We start from the raw sequence: 18438 nt of genomic DNA on the forward strand, positions 1-18438 counted from the left end.
GCCCCATGGCCGCCAAAGACACCACCGCTGCGCAGGGTGCGCCCGATCCAGGCGATCGGACGGGGCTGCACGTGGCGCTGGTCATGGACGGCAACGGCCGCTGGGCCAAGCGGCGCGGCCTGCCGCGCACGCTCGGTCATCAGGCCGGCGTCGAGGCCCTGAAGCGGATCGTCCAGGCCTGCCCGGACCTTGGGGTGCGCTGGCTGACGGTGTTCGGCTTCTCCACCGAGAACTGGAGCCGGCCGGTGGCCGAGGTGGCCGAACTCATGGCTCTGCCGCAACGCTATTTCCGCAGCGACCTGCCGCGGCTCGAGCGGGAGGGCGTTCGCGTGCGCGTCGTGGGCCGCGAAGAGGGCCTGTCGCGCGACCTGGTGAAGATCTGCCGCGAGGCTGAGGCGCGCACCGCTCACAACAGCACGCTCTATCTGACGATCGCCTTCAACTACGGCGGCCAGGCCGACATCGCCGACGCCGCGCGCCGGTTCGCGCAGGATGTCGCCGCCGGCCGCGCCGACCCGGCCGATTTCGATGAGGCCCGCTTTGCGCAATATCTGTCGACCTCCGAACTGCCGCCGCCGGACCTGATCGTGCGGCCGTCGGGGGAGCAGCGCCTGTCGAACTTCATGCTCTGGGAGGCGGCCTATGCGGAACTGGTGTTCCAGGACGTGCTGTGGCCCGACTATGCGCCGGAGCATCTGAAGGCGGCCATCGCCGAGTACCACACGCGGGACCGCCGCTATGGCGCCGTCGTGGCCGATGACGTCCTTGCCGCAGGCTAAGCGCTTCGACTGGTCGAACCTGGGCTTGAGGATCGCCTCGGGCGTCGTCCTGGTCCCGACCGCGCTCTACGCGACGCTGGGCCAGCACCAGCACTGGGTTCCGGCGCTGGCGGGACGGCAGGAGGCCTTGCCCTATCTGCTGATGGTCTCTGTCGCCGTGGCGCTCCTGGCGATCGAATGGGGATCGATGAGCGCGCCGATCGCCCCGGTCCGGGTGTCGGCGGCGGTGACGGCCGCGGTGCTGGCGGCGGTGTTCCTGGGCTATGGCGCGCACCACCTGACCCGCTATCTTGAGGCGTGGGCGGTCATGGGCCTCGGCGCCCTGGCCGCGGCGCTGGTGGCGCGCGGCGTCGCCGAGCGGCCGGCCGACGCCGCCTACGGCGTCCTCTACGTGGGGCCGGCCGCGCTCTGCCTGGTCTGGCTTAGGGCCACCAATCAGGGCGTCTGGTGGACACTCATGCTGTTCGCCTGCACCTGGGGCGCCGACATCGGGGCCTTCGCCGTCGGCAGCATCCTGAAAGGCCCGAAGCTCTGGCCCCGGTTCTCGCCGAACAAGACCTGGTCGGGGTTCGTGGGCGGGCTCGTGACCGCGATGGCGGCCGGCACCTTCATGGCCGCGCTGCCGTATTTCCAGCTCAGCCTTTGGGCCGCCGCATTCATCGGGCTTTCAGTCGGCCTGGCGACCATGGCCGGCGACCTTTGGGAGTCAGCCTTGAAGCGGCGGTTCGGCGTTAAGGACTCCGGCGATATCATCCCCGGCCATGGCGGCCTGCTGGACCGGGTCGACGGGCTGATGTTCGCCGTGGTGGTGATGTCGGTCGCCCGCCTCGCCAATGAGATCGGATGGGGCCATTGAGTCTGCCGCGTAAGGTCAGCGTCCTGGGTTCGACCGGCTCCATCGGGGTCTCGACCCTCGACCTCTTCGAACAGGCCAAGGCCGAGGTCGAGATCGTCGCGCTCGCCGCCGGCAGGAATGTCGAACGGTTGGCCGAGCAGGCGCTGAAGTGGCGCCCTCAGGTCGCGGTCATCGAGGACGGGGCGGCGTTGCCCAGGCTTCGGGAACGGCTGGCGGGATCGGGCGTGCGCGCCGCGGCCGGCGCGACCGCGGTGGCCGAGGCCGCGGCCATGGACGCCCAGTGGGTGATGTCGGCCATCGTCGGCTTCGCGGGCCTCGCGCCGACCCTGGCGGCGGCGCGGGCAGGGGCGGTCGTGGCGCTCGCCAACAAAGAAAGCCTGATCTGCGCCGGGCCGCAGCTGCTGCGCACGGCCAAGCTGGCCGGCGGCGCGGTGATCCCTGTGGATTCCGAGCATTCGGCGATCTTCCAGGTGTTCTCGCCCTCCAACGCCCAGCATGTGGCGCGGTTGATCCTGACCGCGTCCGGCGGCCCGTTCCGCGGCTGGACCCGCGAGCAGATGGCCCGCGCGACGCCGGCCCAGGCGCTCGCCCATCCCAACTGGTCCATGGGCGCCAAGATTTCCATCGACTCCGCAACCATGATGAACAAGGGCCTGGAAGTCATTGAAGCGGCGTATCTTTTCTCCATGCCGCCCGAACGGATCGACATTCTCATTCACCCGCAATCCATCGTCCACTCGATGGTCGAGTACGCCGACGGCTCGACGCTGGCGCAGCTCGGGCCGCCGGACATGCGCAGCCCCATCGCCTGCGCCTTCGCCTGGCCCGACCGGCTGCCCTGGCCGGCGCAGAAGCTGGATCTCGCCCGGGTCGGCCCGCTGGACTTCCAGGAGCCGGACCTGGAGCGGTTTCCGGCGCTCCGAATCGCCAAGTCCGCCCTGCTGGCCGGCGGCGGCGCGCCGGCCGCGATGAACGGCGCCGACGAGATCGCGGTGGCGGCCTTTCTGGACGGGCGCATCGGCTTCCTTGATATTGCCGAAGTTGTCGAGGAAACGCTTAGCCGGATGGATCGCCAGAACCTGCTCAGGCCGCCTGAAAACGACCCGGTGGACGCCGCCCGCGTCACCGATGCGACCGCGCGTCGCGTGGCGGGCGATGTCGTAAGCGGCCTTATGGCCCCGGCCCACGCATAGCGGGCGAAGGAACAGACGCAACCATGGCCGGCTTCCTGCCCAATCTCGCCTTCTACATCCTGCCGTTCCTGCTGGTGGTCGGCATCGTGGTGACCTTCCACGAGTTCGGACACTTCCTGGCGGCCAAGGCGTTGGGCACCAAGATCGACCAGTTCTCCATCGGTTTCGGCAAGGCCTTCGCCCACTGGACGGACAAGTCTGGCGTCGAATGGCGGCTGGGCTGGCTGCCGATCGGCGGCTTCGTGCGCTTCGCCGGCGACGAGAACGCCGCCAGCGTGCCCGACCAGAACGACCTGGCGGCCATGCGCCGTGAAGTCCTGATGCGCGAAGGCGAAGCGGCGCTGGGCCGCTACTACCATTTCAAGCCGCTCTGGCAGCGGGCGGTGATCAGCGCCGCTGGGCCCTTCGCCAATTTCCTGCTGTCGATCACGGTCTTCGCGGGCCTGCTGATGGCGCTGGGCGAGCCGGTCTCGGCGGCGCGGGTCGCCATTGTCCTGCCGAACAAGCCGGCCGCCGTCGCCGGGCTGCAGCCCGGCGATGTGATCGTCCAGGCCAACGGCAAGCCGGTGAAGAGCTTCGAGTCGGTGAAGCAGCTGGTGATCCTGCGGACCGGCGTGCCGATCAATCTGGTCGTCGATCGCGGCGGCCGCGAGGTGGCGCTCTCCGTGACCCCCGTGCGCGGCAATGTCACCGACGCCGTCGGCCATGTGCACCAGCTGGGCACCATCGGGGTGCAGTTCGCCGACCTGCCGCAGGACCGCAAGACGGTCCGCTATGGACCGATCGCAGCGCTGAAGGGCGGCGTCGACCGCACCGTCGACGTCGTCCAGACAACGGTTTTCTATATCGGGCGGATGATCACCGGCCAGGAAACCGCCGACCAGATCTCAGGTCCGCTCGGCATGGCCCAGATCTCCGGCGACCTGGCCAAACAGACCGCCGACGTGTCGCAGACCCTCGCCGCCTTCGTCGTCAACGGCGCGCTGACGGTGCTCCTACTGGTGGCCAACATCTCCGTCGGGATCGGTTTCCTGAACCTTTTGCCGATACCTGTGCTCGATGGGGGACACCTGCTGTTCTATGCCTATGAAGCGGTGGCGCGCCGCCCACTTGCTGCCAAGGTTCAAGCGGCAGGGTATCGCGTAGGCCTTGCGCTGGTTCTCGGATTGATGTTGTTCGCCACCTGGAACGATCTGCAGCGCCTGCGTGTGTTCAATTTCATCGGCGGGCTATTCTCCTAACACCCGACTTTTCCTCAACGGCTGATTCGATGCACAGACACCGCGCCCGTAGCGCTGCGCTAGTTTCCGGTCTTGCCGGTCTTATGGCGACGACCGCTCTAGCCACGCCAGGGTTGGCGTTCGCACAGCCGGCCCCAGCCGCGCCGGCGGCGCAACCAGCACCCGCGCCAGGCGCGCCGGTCGCCACGGCGCCGCCGCCTGCGCCTGCCCCTATTCAGCCGCCGCCGATCCAGACCGGCGTGATCCAGCGCTTCGTCGTGCGCGGCAACGAGCGGATCGAACCCACGACGGTGATCTCCTATCTGCCGCTGTCGGTCGGCGAGACGGTGGACCAGGCCAAGATCGACGCGGCCTATAAGTCGCTGTTCCGCACTGAGCTGTTTTCGGACGCCACCATGGAGCTGGTGAACGGCGACCTGATCGTCACCGTGGTCGAGAACCCGATCATCAATCGCGTGCTGTTCGAGGGGAATTCCTCGATCAAGGAAGACAAGCTGCGCGACGAGGTCACCGTGCGCCCGCGAGGCATCTTTACCCGCGCCAAGGCGCAGTCGGACGTCGGCCGGATCATCGAGCTCTACCGCCGCGCCGGCCGCATCTCCGCCGAGGTGACGCCGCAGATCGTCGAGCTGCCGCAAAAGCGCGTCGACCTGATCTTCAAGATCAACGAGGGCCCCAAGAGCGGCGTGCTCCGGGTCAATTTCCTCGGCAACAAGGCCTTCTCCGACGACGACCTGCGCGATGTCGTCGTGACCGAGCAGAGCCACTGGTACAAATTCTTCTCGTCGAACGCCAACTACGACCCCGACCGGCTTGAGTACGACAAGGAGCAGCTGCGCAAGTACTACCGCAACCGCGGCTTCTACGACTTCCGCGTGGCCTCGTCGGTGGCTGAATTGTCGCCAGACAAGAACGGCTTCGTGATCACCTTCACGGTGGAAGAGGGGCCGGAGTACAAGTTCGGCAAGATCAACGTCGAGACCGATCTGAAGAAGCTCGACAAGAACGTGCTGGCCTCGCTGGTGCCGTTCAGCTCCGGCGACATCTACCAGGACGAAAAGATCGAGCAGGCCACCGACGCGCTCACCTTCGCGGCCGGCGCCGCGGGCTTCGCCTTCGTCGATGTGCGTCCGCGCTACACGCCCAATCGCGCCAAGGGCGTTGTCGACGTGACCTTCGACGTGAAGGAAGGCCCGAGCGTCTACGTCGACCGCATCGATATCGTCGGCAACACCCGCACGCTCGACTATGTGATCCGCCGCGAGATGAACGTCTCGGAAGGCGACGCCTACAACCGCGTGCTGGTCGATCGCTCGAAGAACCAGATCAAGGCGCTCGGCTACTTCAAGGACGTCGACATCACCGAGACGCCCGGGACCGCGCCCGACCGCACCGGCCTGCAGGTGAAGGTCACCGAGCAGCCCACAGGCGAACTGTCGTTCAGCGCCGGCTATTCTTCCATCGACAGGCTGGTGATCGACTTGGGCGTCAGCGAGCGCAACTTCCGTGGCCGCGGCGAGGACGTCCGCGCCCGCGTCTCGATCGGCTCGTTCCGCCAGTCGGTCGATCTGGGCTTCACCGAGCCGCGGTTCCTGGGGCGCGACCTCTCGGCCGGCGTCGACGCCTACTACTACCAGTACGACCTCACCCAGTTCTCAGCCTACAAGCAGTCGACCATCGGCACAGGGTTGCGGCTGGGCTTCCCGCTCAGCCTGAATTCACGCGGGTCTCTGCGGTACACACTGCGCGAGGACGACGTGCAGATCGATCCGACCTTCTGCGATCCGGCGAACCTGTTGCTGTCGGCCTCGCTCTGCGGCCAGCGTGGCAACTTCCTGACCTCGCTGCTGGGCTACGGCTACTATCTCGATCACCGCAACGACGCGATCAACCCGACGCGGGGCTACTTCGTGCGCTTCGACCAGGATTTCGCGGGCCTGGGCGGTAGCGTGAAATATGTGCGCACCGAGGGTGAGACCGGCTGGTACCACGGCTTCAACAAGACCTTTAACCTGAGCGTCACCGGCGCCGCCGGCGATATCGAGGCCTGGGGCGGCGACCACGTCCGGATCAACGACCGCTTCTACAAGGGCGGCAACAGCTTCCGCGGGTTCCAAATCGCGGGCATCGGTCCGCGCGACTTGACGCTGAGCACGACCGGCCAGAACGACGCGCTCGGCGGCAAGGTCTATGCGATCGGCTCGCTGGAGCTGACCGTGCCGACCTTCCTCCCCGAACAGTACGGCATCAAGGCCGCGCTGTTTAGTGACTTCGGCACAGAAGGCCTGTTGGATTCCTTCGACAAGCGGACCATCAACACCACCACCGGCCTGCCGGTCACCGATCCGAACATCAAGGACAATCTGGGCCTGCGCGCATCTGCCGGCTTGAGCGTTCGCTGGAAGTCGCCGATGGGTCCCATCCAGTTCGACTTCAGCCAGATCCTGAAGAAGGAGCCTTACGATCGAACCGAAACCTTCGCGTTCCGAACCGCAACACGTTTCTAGGATTATCATGACCTCCAAGCCTCTCGTCGCAGGCCTCTGCGCCGCCGCCGTCGCCCTGACCACGGGTTCCTCCGCCCTGGCGCAAGCCGCCGCCGCTCCGGGCGCCGCCGCGGTTCCTGTGACCCATGGTCCGCCGCTCACCGGCGTCTGCATCTTCTCCTTTGAGAACGCCATCGGGCTCTCCAAGGTGGGGCAGTTCGTCGATGGTCGCATGAAGCAGATCATCGCCCAGACCAACGCCGAACTGACCGGCGAGAAGAACCAGATCGACGCCTCGGCCAAGGCGCTGGAGGGGCAACGCGCCACGCTCGATCAGACCACCTTCGAGCAGCGCGGCTCCCAGCTGCAGATCCAAGCCAGCGCCCTGCAGCGCAAGGCCCAGTTGCGCGACCGCGAAGTCCAGGCCACCGAGCAGAAGGCGGTCGCGCGGATCAGCCAGGAGTTGGAGCCCTTCGTTCGCCAGGCCTACCAGGCCAAGGCCTGCAGCATCCTGCTGCAGCGCAACTCGGTGATCATCGGCAACCCGGCCATGGACATCACCCAGGCCGTGGTCACCGGCGTCGACGGCAAGATCACCCAGTTCGCTTTCGACCGCGAACGTCTCGACCAACCTGGCGTCGCCACGCCGGCCGGCGGCGCGCCGCCTATCGTGCAGACGCCGGGTCCAGCCCCGCGTCCGGCGCCCGCCAAAAAGTAAGCGGCGCTGAAGAGGGCGTGGGTCGCCGTAGCTAAGCCATGCCCGATCCGCGCTTCTTCGAAGACCTCGGCCCCGTCACGCTCGCGGACCTCGCAGCGTTGACGGGCGCCGCGCTGGCCGATCCCGCGCAAGGCGGACGGCTGGTGGGTGCGGTCTCGGTGATGGCCGGCGCCACGGCCGATAGCATCACCTTCGTCAGCGACCGCAAGTTCGTGGCCCAGGCCGGGGATACCAGGGCCGGCGCCTGCTTCGTCACCCAGGACAATGTCGGCGACCTGCCGGCGACCTGCGCGGCGCTGGTGATGGCGTCGCCGCAGGTGGGCTACGCGCTCGCCGCCGCGCGCCTGCACCGGCCCCGCATCGCCGCCGGCGAGAAGGGCGTGCACGCCACCGCCCAGATCGAGCCGCAGGTGCAGCTGGGGCCGGGCGTGGTGATCGGCGCGGGCGCCCAGATCGGCCGCGGCACTCGGATCGGCGCCAACACGGTGATCGGCCCCGGCGTCGCCATCGGCCGCGACTGCGAAATCTCCGCCAATGTCACCATCGGCTTCGCCCTGATCGGCGACCGGGTGCGAATCCTGGCTGGCGCGGCCATCGGCGAACCGGGCTTTGGCGCCACCGTAGGGCCGAAGGGTCTGATCGATATCCCGCAGCTTGGGCGGGTGATCCTGCAGGACGGCGTCGGCATCGGAGCGAACAGCTGTGTCGACCGCGGCGCGTTCGACGACACGGTGCTCGGCGAAAACACCAAGATCGACAATCAGGTCCAGATCGCCCACAACGTCCGCGTTGGGCGCAACTGCGTAATGGCCGCCCACACTGGGATTTCCGGCAGCGTCATCATCGGTGACGGCGTGCAGTTCGGGGGCCGCGCGGGTGTGGCCGATCACGTGACCATCGGCGACCGCGCTCGCATCGGCGCGGCGGCTGGCGTGCTGAAGGATGTTCCGGCCGGCGAGACCTGGGGCGGTTTTCCCGCCCGGCCGATCCGGCAGTGGATGCGCGAAAATACTTGGCTCGCCAGAGAGGCGGGCCGCAAGGAAGGGGATTCATGAGCCGCAAGGCGCCGGTGAGCGAAGCTCCCACCGACATCGATATCACTGAGATCATGGCGCGGATTCCGCACCGTATCCCGTTCCTGCTGGTCGACCGCTGCGAGAAGTTCGTCCACAGCACCTCGATCGTCGGGATCAAGTGCGTGTCGGTCAACGAGCCGTTCTTCGCCGGTCACTTCCCCGACTATCCCGTCATGCCTGGCGTGCTGATCGTCGAGGCCATGGCCCAGACCAGCGCCGTCCTGATGTCGAAGTCGCTGGAGATCGATCCGGCCGGCAAGGCCATCTTCTTCATGTCGCTCGACAATTGCCGCTTCCGCGCGCCGGTGCGCCCGGGAATGGTTTTGCAGATGCATGTCGAGGTCACGCAGTCGCGGCGCGACATCTACAAGTTCAAAGGCCGCGCCGTCGTCGACGACAAGGTCGCGGCGGAGGCGGAGTGGGCCGCTATGGTGGTGGACACCAAGTGAGCGTCGAGATTCATCCGACGGCGATCGTCGCCAAGGGCGCGGAGTTCGCCGACGGCGTCAGCATCGGCCCCTACTGCATCATCGGCGAACATGTCCGCGTCGGCGCGCGCACGACGCTGGGCAGTCATGTGGTGCTCGAGGGCCACACGCGGATCGGCGAGGACTGCACGGTGCGCAACTTCGCCAACCTGGGCGGGCCGCCGCATCACACCGGCTACAAGGGCGAACCGACCGAGCTGATCATCGGCGACCGCAACAAGATCTGGGAACATGTGACGATGCACATTGGCACGCCCCAGTCGGAGGGCGTGACGAGGGTCGGCAACGACGGCATGTACATGGCCACCAGCCATGTGGGCCACGATTGCACGGTGGGCGACAACGTGATCCTGGCCCACTCCGCCACGCTCGGTGGCCACGTCGATATCGGCGACTTCGTGATGGTGAGCGGCCTGGCGGCCGTCCACCAGTACTGCCGGGTCGGGCGCTATTCCTTCATCGGCGGCCTGGCCGCGGTGACCAAGGACGTGATCCCCTATGGCTTGGTCTGGGGCAATCACGCTCACCTAGAGGGCCTGAATCTGGTGGGCCTAAAACGCCGCGACTTCGGCCGCGAGACGATCAGCGAGCTGCGTTCGGCCTACCGGCTGCTGTTCGCCGAGGAAGGGACGTTCCAGGAGCGGGTGGACGACACCGCGACCACCTTCGGGGGGTCGGCGCCGGTGATGGAGATCATCGATTTCATCCGCGCCGACGCCGGCCGGCCGCTCTGCCTGCCCGAACGCGAGGTCTAAGGTGGAAAAGCTCGGCCTGATCGCCGGCGGCGGGAGCCTGCCCGTCGAGATCGCCGAGCACTGCCAGCGCTCAGGCCGCCCGCTGTTCGTCATCCGCCTGAAGGGCTTTGCCGGCGCGGGCCTTGAGCCGTTCGCGGGCGCCGAGGTCGGCCTGGCCGAGCTCGGCAAATGCTTCAAGGCCCTGAAGCGCGCCGGCTGCAAGGCGGTCTGCCTCGCCGGTCAGGTCAACCGCCCGGACTTCGCGACCCTGATGCCCGACCTGCGGGGCCTGGCGGCCCTGCCGGCCGCCATCGCCGCGGCGCGCAAGGGCGACGACGCCCTTTTGCGCATGCTGGTCGCCGAGTTCGAGAAGGAGGGCTTCGCCGTCGAAGGCGCGCATGAAGTGATGGATGACCTGGGCCTCGCGGCGGGGCCTCTGGGCCGTCACGCGCCAGGGCCTGAGCATCAGGCCGACATCGGCCACGCTCTGCAGGTGGCGCGCGCCATCGGCCGCCTCGACGCCGGCCAGGCCGCCGTGGTCTGCCGCGGCCTTGTCCTCGCCCTGGAAGCCGCCGAGGGAACCGACGCCTTGCTGGCCCGCGTCGCGGACCTGCCCGAAGCGCTGCGCGGCCGCCCTGGCGCGCCGTTGGGCGTGCTCGCCAAGGCCCCAAAGCCCACCCAGGAAACCCGCGTCGACCTGCCGACCATCGGCCCCGCCACCGTGGAGGCCGTCGCGCGCGCGGGGCTGGCCGGCATTGTCGGCGAGGCCAATCATCTGCTGGTCCTGGATCGCGAGGCGGTGATCGCGCTCGCCGACGAGCTTGGCCTGTTTATCGTCGGCGTCGAGCCGGGCGGGCCGTGAGCCGGCCGCTCACGGTGATGCTGGTGGCTGCGGAGGCTTCCGGCGACGACCGCGGCGCCGGGCTGGCGCGAGCGCTGAAGGCGCGGCTGGGCGAGGGCTTGCGTTTCGTCGGCGTCGGCGGCGAGCGAATGGCGGCCGAGGGCGTCGAGAGCCCCTTCGACATCGCCGAACTCTCGATCCTGGGCCTGTTCGAAGGACTGATGGCCTATCCGCGCATCGTTCGCCGCGCCGACGAAACCGCGGCTCTGGCCGTCCGCGAAAAGCCCGACGTGGCCGTGCTGATTGACAGCTGGGGTTTCACCCTGCGCGTCGCCCAGCGCCTGCGCCGACAGAACCCGGCGCTGCCGCTCATCAAATACGTCGGGCCGCAGGTCTGGGCGACCCGGCCGGGACGCGCGAAGACGCTGGCCGCCGCCGTCGACCATCTGCTGTCGATCCATGCCTTCGACGCCCGCTATTTCGAAGCCGAGGGCCTGCCGGTGACCTTCGTCGGCAATTCCGCCCTCACGGTCGATTTCTCGAAAGCCAAGCCGGCGCGGCTGCGCAAGCAGATCGGGGCCGCGCCCGACGATCCGATCCTCGTCGTCACGCCCGGTAGCCGCCCGGGCGAGATCGCGCGCATGCTGCCGCCCTTCGAGGACGCCATCCGCCGCCTGAAGGAAACCCGTCCGAACCTGCACGTCGTCGTGCCCGCGGCGCCGACGGTGGCCGAGATGGTCAAGGCCCGCGTCGCCGGCTGGTCCCATCGCGCCCACGTGGTGGAGGGCGACGAGGGTAAGCTCGACGCCATGAAGGCCGCGACCGTCGCCCTGGCCTGTTCGGGCACCGTCACGACCGAGCTGGCGCTGGCAGGGGCGCCGATGGTGATCGGCTATCGCCTTGGCCCGGTCACAGCCTGGATCGTGCAGAACCTGCTGCTGCGGACGAAGTGGGTGACGCTCTTCAATATCGCCGCGCAGGACTTCGTGGCTCCCGAGCTGATCCAGAAATACTGCACCGGCGAGATCCTGGCCCGGGAGGTGGCGCTGCGGCTGGACGACAAGGCGTTCCGCGAGCGCCAGATCGCCGCTCAATACGCCGCGCTCGACAAGATGGGCCGCGGCGGTCCCGATCCGTCGGAAGCCGCCGCCGACGCGGTGCTGAAGATCGTGGAAGCGCGGCGGGCCTAGGGCGCCTTGGCCTTCCCGAACGGGGCGCCGCGCAGCGTGCTGTAGACGCCGTCGAAGATCTTCAGGGTCGCGAGCTCCGGAGGCGGCCCGGGCCTTACCGGGTCGTCCAGGCGCAGCACGGGCCCACCCTCCGGCATGCTGAGCTTGGGCCAGGCAGGCCGGCCCGGTCCGTTCGGATCGCCGGTCTTGGCGAAATTCACCCAGTAGTCAGCCATGGCGTCGGCCAGTCGCCGATCTGCGTCCGTCCAGGCCCAGCTCTCCTGGTCCAGGTGATCAAAGACGTACCAGAGCTCGGCGAAGTGCGAGGCGCCCCAGCCGGCGCGGACGGTTCCGGCCGGGAACGGCGGTTTGCGCTCGAAGCGGTAGGCATAGGCCGGCTGGCCAGCCATGGCCTGCAGCCGCGCCCAGGCCCAATCGTCCCAGGCGAAGCGCAGGTCGCGCTCGAAGTCGCCGCGGGCGGTGACCGCCTGGGCGTCATCGGCGTGCGGGTAGGCGTCGATCAGGGCCGAGGGCAGGGGGCCAAAGGCCTTGCGGATGTCCTCGGTGAAGGTCACGGCCTTGGCCGTGCTGAGATCGGTCAGCGAGCGGGCCTCCTGTGCGTTCCAGCCGACCAGAACAGGAATCTTCGCCTGCCGCCCGGCGACAAAGGCGTCGTAGGGCGCCATCGGCAGGGCGTAGGGCTCGACAACGGGATGGGAGATCTTCCAGCCCTGACCCTTCAGCAACGCCGCGCCGGGCAAAGCCCGCAAGTCGGCGAGCGAGGCCGCGCCCACCGACTTGGCGTAGGCCTCGCCGTCCTTCTGGGCGGCCGCAAGGCTGTACTGGGGCGCCAGTTGCAGGGGTTCGAACAGGCCACCGCTCTCGCCGATGGCGCGCTGGAAGAGTCCCTGCGAAAGCGGCGAGACCATCAGCATGCTGACTGACATGGCGCCCGCAGACTGGCCGAACAGGGTCACCCGCCCCGGATCGCCGCCGAAGGCCGCGATATTCCGCTTCACCCAGGCGAGCGCGGCGGCCTGGTCCATCAGGCCGTAGTTCCCGGAACTGTGGTGTGGCGACTCAGCGGTAAGCTCGGGGTGCGCCAGGTAGCCCAGCGGACCCAGGCGGTAGGCCACCGTCACCACCACGACGCCGCGGCGCGCCAGCCGGTCGCCCCAGTAGAGCGGCAGCGAGGTCGCGCCGTTGGTGTAGCCGCCGCCCGGAATGAACACCATGACCGGCAGTTGGCCGTGACGCCGCCCGCTCGGCGCCCAGACGTTCAGGTAGAGGCAGTCCTCGTCGGTCTTCGGGTCCGGCTCTCCGGGCATGGAGACGCCGAGCTGCAGGCAGGCTGGCGCGAACGCGGTGGCGTTGCGGACGCCCGTCCAGTGCGCCGCCGGTTGCGGTTCGCGCCAGCGCAACGGGCCGACCGGGGGCGCGGCGAAGGGCACGCCTTCATAGGCCGCGACGCCGTGGCCTTCGACGCCGCGCAGCAGGCCGGTCTCCACCCGTGCGGTCGCCGCCGCCGCCAGCGCCGGCAAGGCGGCGGCCAAAAGCGCTAGGCCCGCGCTTCGAAATAGGGTGGCCCTGGGAAATCCCGGAGCCCGGCGGCGCATCAGCGCTTGTCGACGGGGATGTAGGGGCGCTGCAGGGCGCCGGTGTAGAGCTGGCGCGGACGGCCGATCTTGTAGGCTGGGTCCTCTATCATCTCTTTCCACTGGCTGATCCAGCCGACCGTGCGGGCGACCGCGAACAGCACGGTGAACATCTCGGCCGGGAAGCCGAGCGCGCGCAGCGTGATGCCCGAGTAGAAGTCGACGTTCGGGTAGAGCTTGCGCTCGATGAAGTACTCGTCGCTGAGCGCGATGCGCTCCAGCTCCATCGCCACCTTCAGCAGCGGATCGTCCTCGTGGCCGACTTCGGCCAGCACCTCGTGGCAGGTCTTCTGCATCACCGTCGCGCGCGGGTCGTAGTTCTTGTAGACGCGGTGGCCGAAGCCCATCAGGCGATAGCGGCGGTCCTTCACCCCCTGGACGTATTCCGGGATGCGGTCGACCGTGCCGATCTCCTTCAGCATGTTCAGAGCCTCCTCGTTCGCCCCGCCGTGCGCGGGCCCCCAGAGGCAGGCGATGCCGGCGGCGATGCAGGCGAACGGGTTGGCGCCTGACGAGCCGGCCAGACGCACCGTCGAGGTCGACGCGTTCTGCTCGTGGTCGGCATGCAGGATGAAAATGCGGTCCATGGCCCGGGTCAGCACCGGATTGGGCTTCCAGTCCTCAGCCGGGACCGAGAAGCACATGCGCAGAAAGTTCTCGGCGTAGGAGAGGTCGTTGCGCGGGTGCACGAAGGGCTGGCCGACGAAGTATTTGTAAGCGCGCGCCGCGATGGTCGGCATCTTGGCGATCAGGCGATGGGCCGAGATCATCCGCTGCTGCGGATCGTTGATGTCGGTTGAGTCGTGATAGAAGGCCGAGAGCGCGCCGACCGCGCCGGTCATGATCGCCATCGGGTGGGCATCCCGACGGAAGCCTTGGAAAAATCTATCGAACTGCTCATGCAGCATGGTGTGATAGGTGATCGTGTGCTCGAACTCGGCATATTGCTTGGCGTTCGGCAGCTCGCCGTTCAGCAGCAGGTAGCAGACATCGACGAAGGTCGATTTCTCGGCCAGTTCGCCGATCGGGTAACCGCGGTGCAAGAGGACGCCCGCGTCGCCGTCGATGTAGGTGATCTTGCTTTCGCAACTGGCCGTCGAGGTGAAGCCGGGGTCGTAGGTGAAAGCGTCGCTCTCGGCGTAGAACTTTCGGATATCGACGACGTCGGGGCCCGTCGTGCCCTTCAGAATGGGCAGGTCGATGGACTTGCCACCGATGCTGATTTTCGCGGTGTCGGCCATGCCCGTCCCCTTCGATGAAACGCCTGTTCGGACGGCTTATAGCGCGTTAGCCGCCAAGCGAAAGCGCATCGTCGAGACGGCCCAAGCTTTCGTCTTTCCCGAGTGAAACAAGCGCGCCGGCAAGGTCGGGCGCCGGCGATCCGCCGGAGAGCACCTGACGGAGCGCCGGACCGATCTTTCCCAGGCCGACGCCCTCGCTTTCGGCGAAGCTTCGGTTCAGCGCTTCGAGGCTTGGAACATCCCAGGCGCCCTGGCCGGCGTAGGCGGCGCGCAGGCGGGCAAAGCGCTCGCGGGTTTCTTCGGTGAGCAGTTCCTTGCCCTTGTCTGTCATCGCCAAGGGGCGGCGCTTCAGCGCGAAGACAACGGCGTCGGCCAGTTCCAGCGTCGTCTTGGCCCCATCGCGGACGAAGGGGATCACGTGGGCGAGTCTCGCCAGGTCGCCATCGTGCAGCGGCCAGTCCCGGCTCTTCAGGATCGCGGCGACGAGGGCCGCCAGCCGCGCCGGCTCGGCCAGGCGGATGTAGTGGTTGTTGAGGTGGTTGAGCTTGTCCCAGTCCAGGCGGGCCGGGGCGCCGACCACGTCCTTGATGTCGAACCAGGCCACCGCCTGCTCGTCGCTGAAGATCTCGTCGTCGCCGTGGCCCCAGCCGAGCTTGGCCAGGTAGTTGCGCATAGCCTCTGGCAGATATCCCATGTCGGCGAACTCGCTGACCGCCTGGGCGCCGTGACGCTTGGAGAGCTTGGTCCCATCCGGCCCGTGGATCAGCGGCAGGTGCGCCCAGACCGGCGGGGTCCAGCCGAGGCCTTGGTAGATCAGGGTTTGGCGCGCGGCATTGTTCAGGTGGTCGTCGCCGCGGATCACATGCGTCACGCCCATCTCGTGATCGTCCACGACGACGGCCAGATTGTAGGTCGGCGTGCCGTCGGTGCGTAGCAGGATGAGGTCGTCGAGGTCCTTGTTCTGGAAGGTCACGGCGCCCTTCACCTGGTCGCCGATCAGGGTCTCGCCTTCCAGCGGAGCCTTCAGGCGCACGACAAAGGGGCGGTCCGGCGCGTCGTTGGGCGAGGCGTCGCGCCACGGCGAGCGCACGACGCGGCCCTCGGCGCGGGCGGCGGTGCGTTCGGCCTCCAACTCATCGGGGGTCATGTAGTCCCGGTAGGCGGAGCCGCGCGTCAGCATCTCGGCGACGGCGGCGGCATGGCGATCGGCGCGGCTGGCCTGGAAGACCGGCGCCTCGTCGGCTTCGAGCCCCAGCCACGCCAGCCCATCGAAAATAACCTGTACAGCGGCCTGCGTGGACCGCTCGCGGTCGGTGTCCTCAACCCGCAGCAGGTACTTGCCACCCGTGTGGCGAGCATAAAGCCAGTTGAACAGGGCCGTCCGGGCGGTGCCAATATGCATGGCGCCGGTCGGCGAGGGGGCGATACGGGTGACGACGGGCTTGTCGGACATCGAGCTGGGGGAACCTGGGGAAGCTGCGGCGGGAGCCGGGGCGGCGCCTCTTAGCACGCCGCCCAAGGCGCGTCCTAGCCTCGCGGGCCTAAGCACCTGGGTCGGTGAGGAGATCGAGCGGCAAGGCGAGCGCTGGACGCTGTGGAGCCCGGTAGCCTTCGGCTGCGGCGCCGGGCTCTATTTCGCCCTGCTGCGCGAGCCGCAGGCGTGGGTCGGGTTCGCGGGCGTGGCGGTGGCCGCCGCGGTGCTGCTTGGCGCGAGCCGCTGGAGCCGGGTGAGGGCGCTGACCGCGCTGCTGGTGCTGCTGGCCTGCGGCCTGGGCGGCTTCTCCATGGCCAAGCTGCGCACCGAAGGGGCCAAGGCCCCGGTGGCCGGTGTCGATACCAAGCCGCAGCGGCTGGAGGGCTGGGTGGTGGATATTGTCAGCCCAGGTCAGGGCGGGCCACGCCTCCTGATCGCACCCTACCGGATCGCCGACCGGGCGCCGGCCGCCACCCCGATCCGGGTCCGCGTCACCTTGCGAGGTGGATATCTGCCCGCGCCGGGCGAGCCGATCCGCCTGCTGGCGGTCATCAACACACCGCCGCAGCCCGCCAGTCCCGGATCCTATGATTTCGCCCGCGACGCCTTTTTCCAGAGTGTCGGGGGCGTCGGCTTCGCGCTCGGGCCCGTACAGACCTGGTATCCGCCCGACCTGCCGCCGGCGCGTCTGCGGCTGACCATGCGGATCAATGCGCTCCGCTGGGCGCTGACGCGGCGGATCGTCGACACCTTGGGCATCCAGAGCGGCGGGCTGGCCGCGGCCATGACCACGGGCCATGACGCCTTCATCCCCAAGGACCAGGTCAACGACCTGCGCGCCGCGGGCCTGGCGCACATCATCTCGATCAGTGGCCTGCACATGGCCATCGTCGGCGGCTTCGTTTTCGCCATCGCCCGTTTCGGCATCGCCGCCTGGCCGTGGCTGGCGCTGCGGGCGCCCGGCAAGAAGGTCGCCGCCGCCTTGGCCCTGGCCTCCGTGCTGGCCTACCTGGTGCTCTCCGGCTGGCCGCCGCCCGCCGAGCGGTCCGCGGTGACCGCCGCCGTGGCCTTTGGCGCGATCCTGGTCGATCGTCAGGCGATCAGCCTGCACGCGCTGGCGCTCGCCGCGCTGGTGGTGCTTTTCCTGCAGCCTGAGGCCGTGACCCAGCCCGGATTCCAGATGTCCTTCGCCGCCACGGCCGCCCTGGTGGCGCTCGCCGAGGTCTGGCGACATCCGGTGCGGGAGATCAACACCCCCTGGCCGATCAAGATTCTCCAGGGGTTTTGGACCTGGACGCTCGCCGGCGCCGCGGCGAGCTTCGTCGCCGGCACGGCGACCGGCCCCTTCGCCATGCAGGACTTCAACCGCGTCTCCACCTGGGGCCTGATCTCCAACATGGTCACCGAGCCGATCTCCGGCTTCCTGATGATGCCGGGGCTGGCGATCGGGGCGGTGCTGGCGCCGTTCGGCCTAGGGAAGTGGCCGCTGGAGGTGGCCGGCTTCGCCATCGACCTGATGAACCGGGTGGCGCACATCGCCGCCACCGCGCCCTACGCTCAGATCAATGTGGCGAGCGGTCCCAACTGGTCGCTGCCGGCGGCCTTTCTGGGCCTGCTCTGGCTCTGCCTCTGGAAGGGCCGGTTGCGGTGGCTGGGCCTGCCGCTGGCGCTGGCGGTGAACCTCGCGCCCAAGCCGCCAATCCCGGACATCTGGGTGGACGGCGCCGGCTCGGCCGTGGCCGTCCACGCCGGCAAGGACGCCATCCTGTTCCGGCCGGACGTGAAGCTGTTCGGGGCGGAACTCTGGGCGCGCCGGCGTGGCCTCGTCCCGCAGGAAAACGAAGCTGTCCGCGACGCCAGCTATGACTGCGACCACTGGAGTTGCACGCCGCTCGCCACCGCGCCGGTGAAGGTCGCCGCCGCCTGGAACATGAAGCGGCCGCTGAAGGATGGCCGTTTCGCCCAGATGTGCGGGTCCTCTGAGGTCGTGATTCTGCGCAACGACGAGGCGCCGGACGCCTGCTCTGGGCCCTTGGTGTTGACCGGCGCGGACTTCGCCCGCGGCGGCTCGGCCGAGCTGTTCCGCGAGAGCGCGACGCAGTGGCGGATCGTTTGGGCGCAGGACGCGCGTGGGCGCCGGCCCTGGACCTGGGGCCCCGACCCGCGATGATGTTCACCAAGCGCCTGCGCGAGCCGGTGATGCGCGGCGAGGTCACCTGCAGCGTGCGCATCTGGCAAAGGCCGCATGTGAAGGTCGGGGGGCGCTATCCGCTGGGCGAAGGCGCGATCGAGGTGACCTCGATCCGCGAGATCGCCCTAGGCGACATCACGCCAGACCTGGCGCGCAGATCAGGCTTCCTGGGCGTGGTCGATCTATTGAAGGTCGCCAGGCACGGACCCGGCGAGAAGGTCTATCTGGTGGAATTCGAATACCACGAGGCTTGAAGGTGAGGGGGAGCCCCGGCGCTTCAGGCCAGGGCTCCGGTC

16 protein-coding genes are annotated in these 18438 nt (G+C 68.5%); 13 read left to right on the forward strand and 3 right to left on the reverse strand.

Annotated features, from left to right (window positions below; all coding sequences use genetic code 11):
* The first annotated feature begins 5 nt into the window (after positions 1–5).
* The 11 genes from uppS to lpxB are packed head-to-tail and all read left to right on the forward strand — an operon-like array spanning position 6 to position 11602.
* Positions 6–779 (forward strand): polyprenyl diphosphate synthase, encoded by a 774-nt coding sequence (gene uppS / locus VKQ35_RS14345; protein ID WP_324362748.1) that lies wholly within the window; start codon positions 6–8, stop codon positions 777–779.
* Complete coding sequence (locus VKQ35_RS14350) at positions 757–1635, forward strand: phosphatidate cytidylyltransferase (RefSeq protein ID WP_324362750.1); 879 nt, start codon at positions 757–759, stop codon at positions 1633–1635. Before uppS ends, VKQ35_RS14350 begins: the two co-directional genes overlap by 23 nt.
* Complete coding sequence (locus tag VKQ35_RS14355) at positions 1623–2828, forward strand: 1-deoxy-D-xylulose-5-phosphate reductoisomerase (protein ID WP_324362752.1); 1206 nt, start codon at positions 1623–1625, stop codon at positions 2826–2828. The genes VKQ35_RS14350 and VKQ35_RS14355 overlap by 13 nt, the downstream gene beginning before the upstream one ends.
* Before the next feature lie 23 nt (positions 2829–2851).
* The gene (locus VKQ35_RS14360; protein ID WP_324362754.1) at positions 2852–4069 is read left to right on the forward strand and encodes an RIP metalloprotease; all 1218 of its coding nucleotides are present in this window, start codon (positions 2852–2854) and stop codon (positions 4067–4069) included.
* A 29-nt stretch (positions 4070–4098) separates the two neighbouring features.
* A complete protein-coding gene (bamA, locus tag VKQ35_RS14365) occupies positions 4099–6576 on the forward strand; it encodes an outer membrane protein assembly factor BamA (RefSeq protein WP_324362756.1) in 2478 nt (825 codons plus the stop codon).
* 7 nt (positions 6577–6583) lie between these two features.
* Positions 6584–7273: an OmpH family outer membrane protein gene (locus tag VKQ35_RS14370; RefSeq protein ID WP_324362757.1), complete on the forward strand. Its 690-nt coding sequence runs from the start codon at positions 6584–6586 to the stop codon at positions 7271–7273.
* 38 nt (positions 7274–7311) lie between these two features.
* Positions 7312–8328 carry a UDP-3-O-(3-hydroxymyristoyl)glucosamine N-acyltransferase gene (gene lpxD, locus VKQ35_RS14375; RefSeq protein ID WP_324362759.1) on the forward strand — a complete coding sequence of 339 codons (1017 nt, stop codon included), beginning with the start codon at positions 7312–7314 and terminating at the stop codon, positions 8326–8328.
* Complete coding sequence (gene fabZ / locus VKQ35_RS14380; RefSeq protein WP_324362761.1) at positions 8325–8798, forward strand: 3-hydroxyacyl-ACP dehydratase FabZ; 474 nt, start codon at positions 8325–8327, stop codon at positions 8796–8798. The genes lpxD and fabZ overlap by 4 nt, the downstream gene beginning before the upstream one ends.
* Positions 8795–9592, forward strand: coding sequence for an acyl-ACP--UDP-N-acetylglucosamine O-acyltransferase (gene lpxA / locus VKQ35_RS14385; RefSeq protein WP_324362763.1), 798 nt, complete (start codon positions 8795–8797; stop codon positions 9590–9592). The genes fabZ and lpxA overlap by 4 nt, the downstream gene beginning before the upstream one ends.
* A gap of 1 nt (position 9593) precedes the next feature.
* Positions 9594–10433 carry a UDP-2,3-diacylglucosamine diphosphatase gene (lpxI, locus tag VKQ35_RS14390; RefSeq protein WP_324362765.1) on the forward strand — a complete coding sequence of 280 codons (840 nt, stop codon included), beginning with the start codon at positions 9594–9596 and terminating at the stop codon, positions 10431–10433.
* On the forward strand, positions 10430–11602 hold the full coding sequence (lpxB, locus tag VKQ35_RS14395; RefSeq protein ID WP_324362767.1) for a lipid-A-disaccharide synthase: 1173 nt from the start codon (positions 10430–10432) through the stop codon (positions 11600–11602). Before lpxI ends, lpxB begins: the two co-directional genes overlap by 4 nt.
* Here the strand turns inward: lpxB and VKQ35_RS14400 are convergent.
* The 3 genes from VKQ35_RS14400 to gltX all read right to left on the reverse strand — a co-directional run bounded on the left by VKQ35_RS14400 (position 11599) and on the right by gltX (position 15930).
* The gene (locus VKQ35_RS14400) at positions 11599–13134 is read right to left on the reverse strand and encodes a carboxylesterase/lipase family protein (RefSeq protein WP_324362769.1); all 1536 of its coding nucleotides are present in this window, start codon (positions 13132–13134) and stop codon (positions 11599–11601) included. The genes lpxB and VKQ35_RS14400 overlap by 4 nt on opposite strands.
* Before the next feature lie 62 nt (positions 13135–13196).
* Positions 13197–14477 (reverse strand): citrate synthase, encoded by a 1281-nt coding sequence (gene gltA / locus VKQ35_RS14405; protein WP_324362771.1) that lies wholly within the window; start codon positions 14475–14477, stop codon positions 13197–13199.
* A 46-nt stretch (positions 14478–14523) separates the two neighbouring features.
* Complete coding sequence (gltX, locus tag VKQ35_RS14410) at positions 14524–15930, reverse strand: glutamate--tRNA ligase (RefSeq protein WP_324362773.1); 1407 nt, start codon at positions 15928–15930, stop codon at positions 14524–14526.
* Here gltX and VKQ35_RS14415 point away from each other — a divergent pair.
* On the forward strand, positions 15908–18121 hold the full coding sequence (locus VKQ35_RS14415; RefSeq protein ID WP_324362775.1) for a ComEC/Rec2 family competence protein: 2214 nt from the start codon (positions 15908–15910) through the stop codon (positions 18119–18121). The two genes, gltX and VKQ35_RS14415, sit on opposite strands and share 23 nt — an antisense overlap.
* The gene (locus VKQ35_RS14420) at positions 18121–18396 is read left to right on the forward strand and encodes a hypothetical protein (protein WP_324362777.1); all 276 of its coding nucleotides are present in this window, start codon (positions 18121–18123) and stop codon (positions 18394–18396) included. The genes VKQ35_RS14415 and VKQ35_RS14420 overlap by 1 nt, the downstream gene beginning before the upstream one ends.
* Positions 18397–18438 lie beyond the last annotated feature (42 nt).

The sequence above is a fragment of the Phenylobacterium sp. genome, from assembly GCF_035309685.1.
GTDB lineage: Bacteria > Pseudomonadota > Alphaproteobacteria > Caulobacterales > Caulobacteraceae > Phenylobacterium.